Consider the following 15,174-nt stretch of genomic DNA (forward strand, 5'->3'; position numbering starts at 1 on the left):
TGACATTCCGCCATCGCGAGCAAGCTCGCTCCCACAATGGATTTGCGGTGCTGCATCGTACTTGCAATAAATGAGGCCCTTGTGGGAGCGAGCTTGCTCGCGATGAGGCCGGCATGCCCACACCTCCATGATGTTCGACTTAAATTTCAGGCAAAAAAAAGCCCCGCCAAACGGGCGGGGTTGAGGTACGAGCGTGGCGCTCGGAAAACAGTGTTCCGAATGGCCCTCCGCAAGGGAGGGCCGCCCGGTGTTACAGCAAGATGGTGCGGATGTCGCCCAGCAGGTCGCTCAGGCGCTTGGTGAAGCGTGCAGCGGCGGCGCCGTTGATCACACGGTGATCGTAGGACAGCGACAGTGGCAGCATCAGCTTCGGCTGGAAGGCTTTACCGTCCCAGACTGGCTGGATGGTGGCCTTGGAAACACCCAGGATCGCCACTTCCGGCGCGTTGACGATCGGCGTGAAGCCGGTGCCGCCAATGTGGCCGAGGCTGGAGATGGTGAAGCAGGCGCCCTGCATGTCGTCGGCGGTGAGCTTCTTGTTCCGGGCCTTTTCGGCCAGGGCAGCCGCTTCGGCAGCCAATTGCAGCAGGCTCTTCTGGTCGACGTTGCGGATGACCGGTACCAGCAGGCCTTCCGGGGTGTCGACGGCAAAGCCGATGTGCACGTACTTCTTGCGGATTACAGCCTTGCCGCTTGGAGCCAGGGAGGCATTGAAGTCTGGCAGCTCCTTGAGCAGGTGCGCACAGGCCTTGAGCAACAGCGGCAGCACGGTCAGCTTCACGCCGGCCTTTTCCGCCACGGCTTTCTGCGCGACGCGGAAAGCTTCCAGCTCGGTGATGTCGGCCTGGTCGAACTGAGTCACGTGCGGAATGTTCAGCCAGCTGCGATGCAGGCTCGACGCGCCGATCTGCATCAGGCGAGTCATGGCCACTTCTTCGGTTTCGCCGAAACGGCTGAAGTCTACCGCCGGGATCGGCGGGATGCCTGCGCCGCCCGTGGCGCCGCCTTCGGCCGGTGCGTTCTTGGCCTTCTGCATCATGGCCTTGACGTAAGCCTGCACGTCTTCCTTCAGCACGCGGCCGTGTGGGCCGCTCGGGCTGACGGCAGACAGCTCGACACCGAATTCACGGGCCAGCTGACGCACCGCAGGACCGGCGTGCACCTTGGCACCGCTTGGCGCAGCCGCGGCGACAGGGGCTGGAGCCGCCTCGGCCTTGGCGGCAGGCGCGGCGGCGGCCGGCACCGGAGCAGCTTCGGTCTTGGCAGCGGGTGCTGCGGCCTGGGCTGGCGCGGCAGGTGCCGCAGCACCGGCCACTTTCAGCTTCAGGATCAGGTCGCCGGTGCCCACTTCGTCTTCCAGCTTGATCTCGACGCTTTCCACCACACCGGCGGCTGGCGATGGGATTTCCATGCTGGCCTTGTCGGATTCCAGGGTGATCAGCGACTGGTCGGCTTCGACGGTATCGCCGACCTTGACCAGCACTTCGATGATCTTGGCCTTGCCCGACGAGCCGATGTCCGGAACATGAATGTCCTGGACCGTGGCGGCGGCAGGCGCAGCGGCCGGGGCGGGAGCTGCCGCGGCAGCCGGTGCAGCAGCGGCAGGCTTTTCAGCCGCCGGGGCCGCAGCAGGAGCAGCCGCTTCAGGCGCCGCAGCGGCGCCCTCGACTTCCAGCTCCAGCAGTTCGTCGCCTTCTTTCAGGCGGTCGCCCAGCTTCACTTTCAGGCTCTTGATGATACCGGCCTTCGGCGCAGGCACTTCCATGCTGGCCTTGTCCGATTCAAGGGTCAGGATGCTCTGGTCGGCTTCGATACGGTCGCCGACCTTCACAAACAGTTCAATTACTTCACCTTCACCGCTGCCGATGTCAGGTACGCGAATGAGTTCGCTCACGAAAATTCTCCTCAGCAGTCCAGTGGGTTGCGTTTTTCTGGATCGATGCCGAACTTGACGATGGCCTCGGCCACCACCTTAGGTTCGATATCGCCACGGTCAGCCAGGGCTTCCAGGGCTGCCAACACAACGAACTTACGGTCGACTTCGAAGAAGTGACGCAGCTTCTTGCGGCTGTCGCTACGGCCGAAACCGTCGGTGCCCAGCACTTTGAATTCCTTGGAAGGAACCCACTGACGGATCTGCTCGGCGAACAGCTTCATGTAGTCGGTAGAGGCGATGACCGGACCTTTGCGGCCGTTCAGGCATTCTTCGACATAGCTCAGCTTGGGCTTCTGGCCAGGGTGCAGACGGTTGCTGCGCTCTACGGCCAGGCCGTCGCGACGCAATTCGTTGAAGCTGGTAACGCTCCACACGTCAGCGCCGACGTTGAACTCTTCACGCAGGATCTTCGCTGCTTCACGCACTTCGCGCAGGATGGTGCCGGAGCCCATCAGTTGGACGTGGTGCGCCGCTTCGCGGGTGTCTTCTTCGAGCAGGTACATGCCCTTGATGATGCCTTCCTCTACACCGGCCGGCATGGCTGGCTGCTGGTAGGACTCGTTCATCACGGTGATGTAGTAGAAGACGTCCTGCTGCTCTTCGGTCATCTTCTTCATGCCGTCCTGGATGATCACCGCCAGCTCGTAGCCGTAGGTTGGATCAAAGGTGCGGCAGTTCGGGATGGTGGCAGCCAGGATGTGGCTGTGACCGTCTTCGTGTTGCAGGCCTTCGCCGTTCAGCGTGGTCCGGCCAGCGGTACCGCCGATCAGGAAGCCACGGGTGCGGCTGTCGCCAGCGGCCCAGGCCAGGTCGCCGATACGCTGGAAGCCGAACATCGAGTAGAAGATGTAGAACGGCAGCATCGGCTGGTTGTGGCTGGAGTACGAAGTACCGGCAGCGATGAAGGAGCTCATGGCGCCCGCTTCGTTGATGCCTTCTTCGAGGATCTGGCCCTTCTTGTCTTCCTTGTAGAACATCACCTGGTCTTTATCGACTGGCTCATAGAGCTGGCCGACGGAGGAGTAGATGCCCAACTGACGGAACATGCCTTCCATACCGAAGGTACGGGCTTCGTCCGGAATGATTGGAACGATGCGCGGGCCGATTTCCTTGTCCTTGACCAGTTGCGCGAGGATCCGCACGAAGGCCATGGTGGTGGAAATCTCACGGTCGCCCGAACCATCGAGAATGGCCTTGAGGGTATCGAGCGACGGCGTCGGAACGCTGAAGCTCTGCGCGCGGCGCTGTGGCACGAAGCCTCCCAGTGCGGTGCGGCGTTCGCTCAGGTAACGGGCTTCGGCGCTGTTCGGCTCCGGCTTGAAGAACGGCAGGTTCTCCAGCTCTTCGTCCTTGACCGGGATGTCGAAGCGGTCGCGGAACAACTTCAGGCTGTCGACATCGACTTTCTTGGTGTTGTGCGCAGTGTTCTTCGCTTCGCCGGCACCGGTGCCATAACCCTTGATGGTCTTGGCCAGGATGACGGTCGGTTGTTCTTTGTGGTTGACCGCTTCGTGGTACGCCGCGTAGACCTTGTACGGGTCGTGGCCGCCACGGTTGAGTTTCCAGATCTCGTCGTCGGACAGGTCTGCAACCATCGCCTTGAGTTCAGGCGTGTTGAAGAAGTGCTCACGGACGAACGCACCGTCCTTGGCCTTGTAGTTCTGGTACTCGCCGTCGATGACTTCGTCCATGCGACGTTGCAGGATGCCGTCGACGTCCTTGGCCAGCAGTGGGTCCCAGAAACGGCCCCAGATGACTTTGGTCACGTTCCACTGGGCACCGCGGAACACGCCTTCGAGTTCCTGGATGATCTTGCCGTTGCCGCGAACCGGGCCGTCGAGGCGCTGCAGGTTGCAGTTGATGACGAAGATCAGGTTGTCGAGCTTCTCGCGGCCGGCCAGGGAGATCGCGCCGAGGGATTCTGGCTCGTCGCACTCGCCGTCGCCCAGGAAGCACCAGACTTTCTGTTTGCCTTCCGGGATGAAGCCACGGGCTTCCAGGTACTTCATGAAGCGTGCCTGGTAGATCGCCTGGATCGGGCCCAGGCCCATGGATACAGTCGGGAACTGCCAGAAATCAGGCATCAGCCAAGGGTGCGGGTAGGACGACAGGCCCTGACCGTCCACTTCCTGGCGGAAGTTGTTCATCTGTTCTTCGGTGATGCGGCCTTCCATGAACGCACGGGCGTAGACGCCTGGCGAGGTGTGACCCTGGAAGTAGATCAGGTCGCCGCCGTGTTCGTCGGTCGGGGCCTGGAAGAAGTAGTTGAAGCCGATGTCGTACAAGGTTGCGCTGGAGGCGAAGCTGGAGATGTGACCGCCCAGGTCAGAATCTTTCAGGTTCGTACGCATCACCATGGCCATTGCGTTCCAGCGTACCAACGAGCGAATGCGGCGTTCCATGAACAGGTCGCCAGGCATGCGTGCTTCGTGGGTGACGGGAATTGTGTTGCGGTACGGCGTGGTGATGGCGTAAGGCAATTGCGAACCGCTGCGGGTTGCGAGTTCGCCCATACGGGTCATCAGATAGTGAGCACGGTCTTCGCCTTCTTTGTCGAGAACCGATTCCAGGGCGTCCAGCCATTCCTGGGTTTCGACGGGATCGAGGTCTTGCATGGCTTGCTCCAGGGCGGAAAGGCTACCAGAATCGGTTGCCTGAGTTTGCGACTGGCCTTGTGGGCAGACGATTATAAATTCTTGGATTGCCGAAGGTTGGCTCGGCGGCGTGTAGTTTTACTACAAATCGTCGGCCGTTTCAGCCTTTCGAATGTATAGACGAGTAGTAAAACTACACATGAGCGGCTCGTGGCCTCTCGTTTTGTTGTGAGAATAATCGTTACTGTTGGTCTTTAGCCAACACGAACAGGTAAAAACTTGATGCCGGCTGCCAATAAAATCAGATTTTCAGCTATTTATCATCTTTGTTCGACAGTCGATCAGGTAGTGTCTTTTGAAAAAACACTACATCCAGCCTTTCCCGCGCCGATCAAGGATAGACCATGAGCCTGCCCTCGCTTGCCGAAATTCCGGCCATTCTCCAGTCATTGGTCAGCCGTGCCGAGCAGTCGTTCCGCGCGGTGGTCGCGTTGCTGGGTGACGACCACGGCCTGTCGGCCTGGACCCCCGAGCGCTGGGACGCGTTCAAGCGCGTTGCCGCTGCCAGCGACTTTGTCAGCGAGCAGAGTCTACGTGACCCCGTGATGCTCTTGGAACTGGTGCGCAGCGGCGAACTGGACCGCAGCCTGGCCCCTGGTGAAATGTGCGCGCAGATCGGTGCCGCGGTGCAAGCCGCCGAGACCGAAGATGAACTGGGCCGCGTCCTGCGCCGCCAGCGCACCCGCCAGCAGGTGCGGATCATCTGGCGTGACCTGACCCGCCAGGCCGATCTGGTCCAGACCTGCCGCGACCTTTCGGACATGGCCGACACCTGCATCGACCAGGCTTACCAATGGCTATATCAGCGCCTCAGCCAACAATTTGGCGTACCCACCGGGCGGCGTAGCGGCGAGCCGCAGCAGATGGTCATCCTGGGCATGGGCAAGCTCGGTGCGGTGGAGCTGAACCTTTCGTCGGACATCGACCTGATTTTTGCCTACCCCGAGGGCGGCGAAACCGTCGGCGTGAAACGACCGCTGGATAACCAGGAGTTTTTCATCCGCGTTGGCCAGCGCCTGATCAAGGCCCTGGACCCGATGACTGTCGATGGCTTCGTGTTCCGCGTCGACATGCGTCTGCGCCCCTATGGTTCGGCCGGTGCGTTGGTGCTGAGCTTCAACGCGCTGGAGCAGTATTACCAGGATCAGGGCCGCGACTGGGAACGCTACGCCATGATCAAGGCGCGGGTGGTGGCAGGCGACCAGGTGGCGGGTGCGCAGTTGCTCGACATGTTGCGCCCGTTCGTTTATCGGCGTTACCTGGATTTTTCCGCCATCGAAGCGCTGCGCACCATGAAGCAACTGATTCAGCAGGAGGTGCGGCGCAAGGGCATGGCCGACAACATCAAGCTGGGCTCGGGCGGCATTCGCGAGGTGGAGTTCATTGCCCAGGCGTTTCAACTGATCCACGGCGGACGCGACTTGAGCTTGCAGCAACGGCCGTTGCTCAAAGTGTTGGGCACCTTGGAAGGCCAGGGCTATCTGCCGGCCAAGGTGATCGACGAGTTGCGCCAGGGCTATGAATTCCTGCGTTATACCGAACACGCGATCCAGGCCATTGCCGACCGTCAGACCCAGATGCTGCCGGACAGCCCGCAGGACCAGGCGCGCATTGCGTTCATGTTGGGTTTTGCCGACTGGACGGCCTTCCATGCGCAATTGATGCACTGGCGCGGGCGTGTGGCCTGGCATTTCGGCCAGGTTATCGCTGATCCGGATGAAGACGAGGGCAGCGAAAGCGAAGTGGTGGTCGGCGGCGAATGGTTGCCGTTGTGGGAAGACAGCCAGGATGAAGAGGCGGCGTGTCGCCAGTTGGAGGCGGGCGGTTTTGTCGATGCGCCCAAAGCCCTCAAGGCCCTGGCCGCTCTGCGCGGCAGCCCGCAATTGCGCGCGATGCAGCGCCTGGGGCGCGAGCGCCTGGATGCGTTCATTCCACGCCTGTTGGCCCAGGCCGTTGAACATGCCAACCCGGACCTGGTGCTTGAGCGGGTGCTGCCGCTGGTGGAAGCGGTGGCCCGTCGTTCGGCCTACCTGGTGCTACTGACGGAAAACCCCGGGGCCCTGCGGCGCTTGCTGACGCTGTGTGCGGCGAGCCCGTGGATCGCCGAGCAGATCACGCGTTTCCCACTGTTGCTCGATGAACTGCTCAACGAGGGGCGTTTGTTCAAGCCGCCCCTGGCGCCGGAGCTGGCAGCGGAGTTGCGTGAGCGTCTGACGCGGATCCCCGAGGATGACCTGGAGCAGCAGATGGAGGCGCTGCGGCATTTCAAGCTGGCGCACCGTCTGCGGGTGGCAGCCTCGGAAATCGCCGGCAGCCTGCCATTGATGAAAGTCAGCGACTACCTGACCTGGCTGGCCGAGGCGATCCTCGAGCAAGTACTGGCCCTGGCCTGGCGCCAGACGGCGGCCAAACACGGCGTGCCACTGCGCACCGACGGCAGCCTGTGCGATCCGGGCTTCATTATTGTCGGTTATGGGAAAGTCGGCGGCCTGGAATTGGGGCATGGTTCCGACCTGGACCTGGTGTTCATCCACGATGGCGATCCCCAGGCGGAAACCGATGGGCCGAAACCTATCGATGGCGCGCAGTTCTTCACCCGGCTCGGCCAGCGGATCATTCACTTGCTGACGGCCCAGACCAACTCCGGACAGCTGTACGAAGTGGACATGCGCCTGCGACCTTCCGGAGCGTCGGGGTTGCTGGTCAGTTCCCTGGGGGCGTTTGCCCGTTACCAGGAGAACGAAGCCTGGACCTGGGAACATCAGGCGTTGGTGCGGGCCCGTGTTCTGGTGGGCAGCCAGGACGTGGGCCAGGCGTTCGAGAAGGTCCGCGCCCAGGTGCTGGGACGCAAGCGTGACTTGCCGACGCTGCGCCAGGAGGTCAGCGAGATGCGCGCCAAGATGCGCGATAACCTCGGCAGCAAGGCCACCGCCGCCGGGACCGCGCCGAATGCCTTCGAGGCCACGGCACCCTTCGACCTCAAGCAGGACGCCGGAGGTATCGTCGATATTGAATTTATGGTGCAATACGCGGCCCTGGCGTGGTCCGAGGAACACCCGTCGCTGCTGCGCTACACCGATAACATCCGCATCCTGGAAGGGTTGCAGGAGGTTGGCTTGATGCCGGTAGAAGACGCCACCCTGTTGCGCGAGGCCTATAAAGCCTACCGCTCCGCCGCTCACCGCCAGGCCTTGCAGAAAGATGCCGGGGTGATTACCGGCGACCAGTTCGTGGATGAGCGCCAGCAGGTGCTGCGGATCTGGCGTGAGCTGGGGCTGAGCTGAAGATTTAAATGTGGGAGCGGGCTTGCTCGCGAAAGCGCTGGGTCAGGTAGCGTTGATATTGGATGTGACGGCCTCATCGCGAGCAAGCTCGCTCCCACAGTTGTAGATTGAAGGCAACGGGCAACGACCTAAGCCACAGTGATTCTCGAGGCGGGGAGGCGTAGACCTCCCCGCATCGTTTTTGGAAACCACATGAATATTCTGATCGTTGGGCCCAGCTGGGTCGGTGACATGGTGATGGCGCAGACACTGTTCCAGTGCCTGAAACAGCGTCATCCACAGTGCGAAATCGACGTCCTGGCTCCCGAGTGGAGTCGGCCGATTCTTGAGCGTATGCCCCAAGTGCGCAAGGCCTTGAGCTTCCCGCTCGGCCACGGCGTGCTGGAATTGGCGACCCGTCGACGCATCGGTAAATCCCTGGCCGGTCAGTACGACCAGGCGATCCTGCTGCCCAATTCCCTGAAGTCGGCGCTGGTGCCGTTCTTCGCCGGGATCCCCAAGCGTACCGGCTGGCGCGGCGAGTTCCGTTACGGTCTGCTCAATGACGTACGCACGCTGGACAAAGACCGCTACCCGCTGATGATCGAGCGCTTCATGGCCCTGGCCTGCGAGCCGGGTGCCCAGTTGCCCCAACCGTATCCGCGCCCCAGCCTTGCGATCGATCCGGTCAGCCGTGAGGCGGCGCTGGCCAAGTTCGGCTTGAGCCTGGACCGCCCGGTGCTGGCTCTGTGTCCGGGGGCCGAATTTGGTGAGTCCAAGCGCTGGCCGGCGGAGCATTACGCCCTGGTCGCCGAGGCGAAGATTCGCGACGGCTGGCAAGTCTGGCTGTTCGGCTCGAAAAAAGATCACCCGGTAGGCGAGGACATCCGCTCGCGGCTGATCCCGGGCCTGCGCGAGGAGTCGGTGAACCTCAGCGGCGATACGTCCCTGGCGGAGGCGATCGACTTGCTGTCCTGCGCCGATTCCGTGGTGTCCAACGACTCCGGCCTGATGCACGTGGCTGCGGCCCTGAACCGCCCGTTGGTGGCGGTCTACGGTTCCACCTCGCCAGGCTTCACGCCACCGCTGGCCGACAAGGTCGAAGTCGTGCGCCTGGGCATCGAGTGCAGCCCGTGCTTCGACCGCACCTGCCGCTTCGGTCATTACAACTGCCTGCGCCAGCTCATGCCGCTGTCGGTGAACGAAGCCTTGGAGCGTTTGCAAGGCACACCCGTGGAGGTTAAGTAACTTGCGGGTATTGCTGATCAAGACCTCTTCGCTCGGGGATGTGATTCACGCGCTGCCGGCGCTGACTGACGCGGCGCGGGCGATTCCCGGCATTAAATTCGATTGGGTGGTGGAAGAAGGTTTCGCTGAAATCCCAACCTGGCACCCGGCCGTGGGCAAGGTCATCCCAGTGGCGATTCGTCGCTGGCGCAAGAACCTCTGGCAAACCATCAAGAGCGGCGAGTGGCGACGTTTCAAGCAGAGCATGCGCGGCGAAAAGTACGACCTGGTCATCGACGCCCAAGGCCTGCTGAAAAGCGCCTGGCTAACCCGTTACGTCAAGGCCCCGGTCGCTGGCCTGGATAAGCACTCGGCACGCGAACCCTTGGCCGCGCGTTTCTATTCGCGCCGCCTGGCGGTGGCCCGTAGTCAGCACGCGGTTGAGCGCGTGCGGCAGTTGTTTGCCCTGGCGCTGGGGTATGACCTGCCCAAGACCCAGGGCAGCTATGGCCTGAACGTCGATCGCCTGGTCGAATTGCCGCGCAAATATCCCTATGTGGTGTTCCTGCACGGCACGACGTGGGAATCCAAGCATTGGCCGGAGCTCTACTGGCGTCAACTCACCGAACGCATGGGCCAGCTCGGCGTGGTGGTGAAGCTGCCGTGGGGCAACCCGCTGGAGAAAGCCCGGGCCGAGCGGATCGCCAAGGGCCTGCGCAATGTCGAGGTGCTGCCGAAACTGAACCTGGGCGGCGTCGGCAAGGTGCTCGCCGGGGCCCAGGCCTGCGTGGCAGTGGATACCGGTCTCGGGCATCTGGCCGCAGCCCTGGACGTGCCGACCATTTCGCTGCTGGGCCCGACCAATCCGCAGCTGACCGGCGCCTATGGCAAGAGTCAGATTCACCTGGCCAGCGATTTCCCTTGCGCGCCCTGCATGCAGAAACAATGCACTTACCCGCCGACCGCCGAAGATGCCCGGCGATTTGACCTGAAACGCGAGCAGCCCCTGTGCTTCACGCGTCTGAACCCCGAGCGTGTTGCCAGCCACCTGAGCACGTTATTGGCTGAGGAGCCGCGCTGATGCAATTGGCTTTTGTCCTTTACAAGTACTTCCCCTTCGGAGGCTTGCAGCGTGATTTCATGCGCATCGCCCTGGAATGCCAGCAACGCGGTCACCAGATCCGCGTCTATACGCTGATCTGGGAAGGTGACGTCCCACCGGGCTTCGAAGTGCTGGTGGCGCCGGTCAAGGCGCTGTTCAACCACCGCCGCAACGAGAAACTCAGCGCGTGGATGGAAGCCGACCTGGCCAAGCGCCCGGTGGATCGTTTGATCGGCTTCAACAAGATGCCCGGCCTGGACGTGTATTACGCCGCCGACGGCTGTTTCGAAGACAAGGCGCAGAACCTGCGTAACTCGCTGTACCGGCGTTGGGGCCGCTACCGGCACTTCGCCGAGTATGAGCGGGCGGTGTTCGCCAAGGATGCCAAAACCGACGTGCTGATGATCTCCGAAGTCCAGCAGCCGCTGTTCATCAAGCACTACGGCACGCCGCTGGAACGCTTTCACCTGCTGCCGCCGGGCATCGCCCTGGACCGGCGTCGGCCCGCCGATGCCGACGAAGTCCGTGCTGCATTCCGTGCCGAATTCGAGCTGGCCGACGATGACCTGCTGCTGGTGCAAATCGGTTCCGGGTTCAAGACCAAGGGCGTGGATCGCAGCCTCAAGGCCCTGGCCGCGTTGCCCACCGAGTTGAGAAAACGCACCCGGCTATTTGTAATTGGCCAGGACGACCCCAAAGTATTCCAACTCCAGAGCGCCGCGCTAGGGCTTGGTGAGAACGTGCGTTTCCTCAAGGGGCGCAGCGATATTCCGCGTTTCCTGTTGGGTGCCGACCTGTTGATCCATCCGGCGTACAACGAGAACACCGGCACCGTATTGCTCGAGGCGCTGGTGGCCGGGTTGCCGGTGTTGGTCAGCGCGGTGTGTGGGTACGCCCATTACATCGCCGAGGCCGACAGCGGCCTGGTGCTCGACGAGCCATTCGAACAGGCCCAGCTCACCGAATACCTGGGGCGTATGTTGAGCGACGCTGACGCACGGACGGCCTGGAGCCGCAACGGGCTGGCCTTCGCCGAGACGGCCGACCTCTACAGCATGCCGCAGCACGCGGCCGATGTGATATTGGCGGAGCACGCGCAATGAAATTGATGCTGGCCGAACCGTTCAAGAGCCTTTGGGCCGGGCGCGATGCGTTCGCCGAAGTCGAGGCGCTCAAGGGCGAGGTCTATCGCGAACTGGAAGCCCGGCGCACCTTGCGCACGGAGGTGGATGGTCGCGGCTTTTTCGTGAAGATCCACCGGGGCATTGGCTGGGGCGAAATCTTCAAGAACCTGCTCACCGCCAAGCTACCGGTACTCGGCGCAGGGCAGGAGTGGAAAGCCATCCAGCGTTTGCAGGAAGTCGGTGTGCCGACCATGACCGCCGTTGCGTATGGCGAGAAGGGCAGCAACCCGGCGGATCAGCACTCCTTTATCGTCACCGAAGAGCTGGCGCCGACCGTCAGCCTCGAAGATTTCAGCATCGACTGGGCCAAGCAGCCACCGCAGCCGACGCTCAAGCGTGCACTGATCGCCGAAGTCGCGCGCATGACTGGCATGATGCACCGCGCCGGGGTCAACCATCGCGACTGCTACATCTGTCACTTTCTGCTGCACACCGACAAACCGGTGACGCCTGGGGATTTCAAACTCTCGGTGATTGACCTGCACCGCGCCCAGACCCGTCCGGCCATCACCACTCGCTGGCGCAACAAAGACCTCGCGGCGCTGTATTTTTCGGCGTTGGACATCGGTCTGACCCGTCGCGACAAGCTGCGTTTCCTCAAGGGCTACTTCCAGCAGCCGCTGCGCCGGATCCTGGCTGAAGAGGCTTCGCTGCTGGCCTGGCTCGAAGGCAAGGCCAACAAGCTTTATGCCCGTAAACAACGGTACGGGGACGCGCTCTGATGTCGGGTTGGACGCTGGAGCCGGCCTATGCCGAGCTGACAGAGGATTTTGGCAGTCTCGAAGCGGTGTTTGCCCTGCAAGGGGAGCGTTTGACCCGCGACCCGCTCTCAGAGGTGATCCGGGTGCAGCGCAACGGCGTGAATTATTACATCAAGCGCTACGTCGGGGCGGGCAAGGGCTTGCGCCGTTACCTGGGCAGGCCGCGAGTCAAGTCCGAATGGCAGAACCTCAAGCGCTTCGCCAAGTGGGGCATCCCTACCGCCGAAATCGTCGCCTGGGGCCTGGAGCGAAACGGCGCGGCCTATGCCCGTGGCGCGATGATCACCCGCGAACTGCCGCATACCGAAGACCTCTCTGCCCTGGCCGAGCGTCACGATTCGAGGCTGACAGATCGCGCCTGGGTCGACCGGGTCAGCCAGCAATTGGCCGGTTATACGCGGACCATGCACGACCATCGCTTCACCCATAACGATCTGAAGTGGCGCAACCTGCTGATCGATGACCAGTCGAAGCTGTTTCTGATTGATTGCCCGAACGGTGATTTCTGGCGCGGCTTCTGGCTCAAGTACCGCATCACCAAGGACCTGGCGTGCCTGGATAAAGTGGCCAAATACCACTTGTCGGCCACTCAACGCCTGCGCTTTTACCTGCAATACCGTCAGCACGACCGACTCGATGCGTGTGACAAGAAACGCATCCGTCACGTGGTGAGATTTTTCGAGGGGCGTGAATGACTGATTTCCTGGCCGCTGAAGACCGGGCGTTGCTGCAACGTCACGGCCTGGACAGCTTTGAGGCCTTGTGGGCACGGCAACTGGACGCGGTGGATGAACCCAATACCTCGGGCGGTGGCTGGAGCAGCGTGTTCCGGCTGGAGCTGGAGGGGCAGGGCTATTACCTCAAGCGCCAGAGCAATTACCTGACCCGGACCTTGTCCCACCCGTTTGGCGAGCCGAGTTTTTCCCGGGAGTTTCGCAACATCAGCCGTTATCGCCAGTTGGGGATTCCGGCCCTGCAAGCGGTGTTCTATGGCCAGCGCAAGGTGAACGGCGAGGTGCGAGCGGTCTTGCTGACTCGTGCCCTGGACGGCTGGGATGACCTGGATTCACTGCTGCAGCGCTGGCCGACCCTGACGGCGGCGCAACGCACCACCATTTTGAAAGCCTGCGGCCAGTTGGCGCGGCGCCTGCACGGCATGCATCAGGTGCACGGTTGCTTCTATCCAAAACACATCTTTCTGCAAGCCAGCGACAGCGGTTACCAGGCGCAATTGATCGATCTGGAAAAGACCCGGCCACTGCTGTTCGGCCAGCGGGATCGGATCAAGGATCTGGAGCCATTGCTGCGTCGCGCCTCGATCTGGAGTCACGATGATGTGCGCCAATTGCTATCTGTCTATCTGGACCAGCCGCTCGACAGTGCGCTGGTCGACAGCTGGATGACCCGCCTGACCATCCGGCGCAGCCACAAGGAAGCCCGTTGATGCACTTGTCCGAATTGAAGAGCGCTGGCCGCAGTCCCAGCCTGCCCCTGAGCCTGGAGCTGGCCGATGCCGCCGGTCCGGCGAAGTTGCAGCTGCTTTCGCTGTTGCGGGTGTTGCCGGGGCAGCGTTACGTCGGTGCGGGCGTCTGGCGCGGCCGGCCGGTGCTGGCCAAGTTGTTGGTGGGCAGCAAGGCCGCCCGGCATTTTCAACGGGAACTGCAAGGCGTGCGCCTGCTGGCGGAGCAAGGGCTGACGACGCCGCTGTTGCTCGCCGATGGCCTGAAAGAGGGTGAAGGCGGCTGGTTGTTGTTCGAACTGCTCGAAGGCGCCGAGAGCCTGGGGGATGCCTGGAAACAGGTCGAGCACTTGCCATTGCTGGCTGACGAGCAAACGGCGGTATTGGCCGAAGCCCTGGGCGCCATTGCGCAACTGCACGGCAAAGGCTTGTGGCAAGAAGATTTGCACCTGGACAATTTGCTACGTCACGACGGCAAGCTCTATTTGATCGACGGTGCGGGCATTCGCGTCGAAACCCCAGGCCAACCGTTGTCGCGGCAGAAGGTGCTGGAGAATCTGGGGGTGTTTTTCGCCCAATTGCCCAAGTCCCTCGAACCGTTCAATGAAGAATTGTTGGTGCACTACTTGCTGGGCAACGCCGAGCACGCGCTGCCGATGGAAGCCCTGCAAAAACAGATCGACAAGGTCCATGCCTGGCGGCTGAAGGACTTTCTGGAAAAGGTTGGGCGCGAGTGCAGCCTGTTCAGCGTGCGGCGCGGGCCGTTCGGCCTGCGGGCGATCCGGCGCGATGAAGAAGCGGCCATGATACCGGTGCTGGAGCAGGCTGATGCCTTGCTCGACCAGAGCCATCTGTACAAGACCGGTGGCGCGGCGAGCGTCGGCAAAGTCGATGTCAACGGTCGTCCCCTGGTGATCAAGCGCTACAACATCAAGAACTTCGCCCACTGGCTCAAGCGCTTCTGGCGCCCGAGCCGCGCCTGGCATGCCTGGCGCGAAGGCCATCGCCTGGCTTTCCTCGGCATCGCCACGCCCAAGCCGCTGGCCTTGCTGGAAAAGCGTTTCCTGTGGATGCGCCGTGGCGCCTACCTGGTGACTGAGCACCTGTCGGGCCCCGACATCATCGAGCGTTTCGCTCCCTACGTGGAAAGCGGCGAAGCCCCGGAATCCGAATTGCTGGCACTGGACCGGCTGTTTGCCGACCTGATACGCGAGCGCATCAGCCACGGTGACTTCAAGGGCCACAACCTGTTCTGGCAGGGGGATAGATGGGCATTGATCGACCTGGATTCCATGTGCCAACACCGCACCCACGCCAGCTTCGCCTCGGCCTACACCCGGGATCGCGCGCGGTTCATGCGCAATTGGCCGCAGGACAGTGCGTTGTATCGGGTGATTGATCAGCGGCTGCCTAAAACAGTCGATGGCGTCTTATCTACCTGATGCTGCTGTTCACTTAAGGTAGTCGCTGAACCGGTGACGAGGGAGCAAGCTCCCTCGCCATAGCTGCGGTTGCACCAGTCCCTCGATAACCCTTCACCACTAGCTTGCCGCTTGCCCCTAGAGGCTTAATGCCGCTTTTAAGCTAT

10 protein-coding genes are annotated in these 15,174 nt (G+C 62.1%); 8 read left to right on the plus strand and 2 right to left on the minus strand.

The features are described from left to right. Positions 1-250: 250 nt before the first annotated feature. Both aceF and aceE read right to left on the minus strand, forming a co-directional pair. Positions 251-1,894 carry a dihydrolipoyllysine-residue acetyltransferase gene (gene aceF, locus ACWNZ1_RS18645; RefSeq protein WP_135843371.1) on the minus strand — a complete coding sequence of 548 codons (1,644 nt, stop codon included), beginning with the start codon at positions 1,892-1,894 and terminating at the stop codon, positions 251-253. Between the two features lie 11 nt (positions 1,895-1,905). After that, a complete protein-coding gene (gene aceE / locus ACWNZ1_RS18650) occupies positions 1,906-4,551 on the minus strand; it encodes a pyruvate dehydrogenase (acetyl-transferring), homodimeric type (protein ID WP_135843372.1) in 2,646 nt (881 codons plus the stop codon). A 383-nt stretch (positions 4,552-4,934) separates the two neighbouring features. On the opposite strand from aceE, the gene glnE reads away from it, so the two are divergent. From glnE to ACWNZ1_RS18690, 8 genes are all read left to right on the plus strand, one after another. Beyond that, the gene (glnE, locus tag ACWNZ1_RS18655) at positions 4,935-7,874 is read left to right on the plus strand and encodes a bifunctional [glutamate--ammonia ligase]-adenylyl-L-tyrosine phosphorylase/[glutamate--ammonia-ligase] adenylyltransferase (RefSeq protein WP_135843373.1); all 2,940 of its coding nucleotides are present in this window, start codon (positions 4,935-4,937) and stop codon (positions 7,872-7,874) included. Positions 7,875-8,066: 192 nt separating this feature from the next. Continuing rightward, positions 8,067-9,101, plus strand: a complete 1,035-nt coding sequence (waaF, locus tag ACWNZ1_RS18660; RefSeq protein ID WP_265072625.1) for a lipopolysaccharide heptosyltransferase II — start codon at positions 8,067-8,069, stop codon at positions 9,099-9,101. A 1-nt stretch (position 9,102) separates the two neighbouring features. After that, positions 9,103-10,161, plus strand: coding sequence for a lipopolysaccharide heptosyltransferase I (gene waaC, locus ACWNZ1_RS18665; RefSeq protein ID WP_135843375.1), 1,059 nt, complete (start codon positions 9,103-9,105; stop codon positions 10,159-10,161). Next, positions 10,161-11,285: a glycosyltransferase family 4 protein gene (locus ACWNZ1_RS18670; protein WP_135843376.1), complete on the plus strand. Its 1,125-nt coding sequence runs from the start codon at positions 10,161-10,163 to the stop codon at positions 11,283-11,285. Before waaC ends, ACWNZ1_RS18670 begins: the two co-directional genes overlap by 1 nt. Further along, on the plus strand, positions 11,282-12,088 hold the full coding sequence (gene rfaP / locus ACWNZ1_RS18675; RefSeq protein ID WP_135843377.1) for a lipopolysaccharide core heptose(I) kinase RfaP: 807 nt from the start codon (positions 11,282-11,284) through the stop codon (positions 12,086-12,088). The genes ACWNZ1_RS18670 and rfaP overlap by 4 nt, the downstream gene beginning before the upstream one ends. Next, on the plus strand, positions 12,088-12,822 hold the full coding sequence (locus tag ACWNZ1_RS18680) for a lipopolysaccharide kinase InaA family protein (RefSeq protein WP_135843378.1): 735 nt from the start codon (positions 12,088-12,090) through the stop codon (positions 12,820-12,822). The genes rfaP and ACWNZ1_RS18680 overlap by 1 nt, the downstream gene beginning before the upstream one ends. Next, positions 12,819-13,571 carry a lipopolysaccharide kinase InaA family protein gene (locus ACWNZ1_RS18685; protein WP_135843379.1) on the plus strand — a complete coding sequence of 251 codons (753 nt, stop codon included), beginning with the start codon at positions 12,819-12,821 and terminating at the stop codon, positions 13,569-13,571. The genes ACWNZ1_RS18680 and ACWNZ1_RS18685 overlap by 4 nt, the downstream gene beginning before the upstream one ends. Continuing rightward, a complete protein-coding gene (locus ACWNZ1_RS18690) occupies positions 13,571-15,028 on the plus strand; it encodes a lipopolysaccharide kinase InaA family protein (RefSeq protein WP_256454136.1) in 1,458 nt (485 codons plus the stop codon). The genes ACWNZ1_RS18685 and ACWNZ1_RS18690 overlap by 1 nt, the downstream gene beginning before the upstream one ends. The last annotated feature ends 146 nt before the right edge of the window (positions 15,029-15,174 follow it).

The sequence above is a fragment of the Pseudomonas sp. CFBP 5748 genome (genome assembly GCF_053850495.1).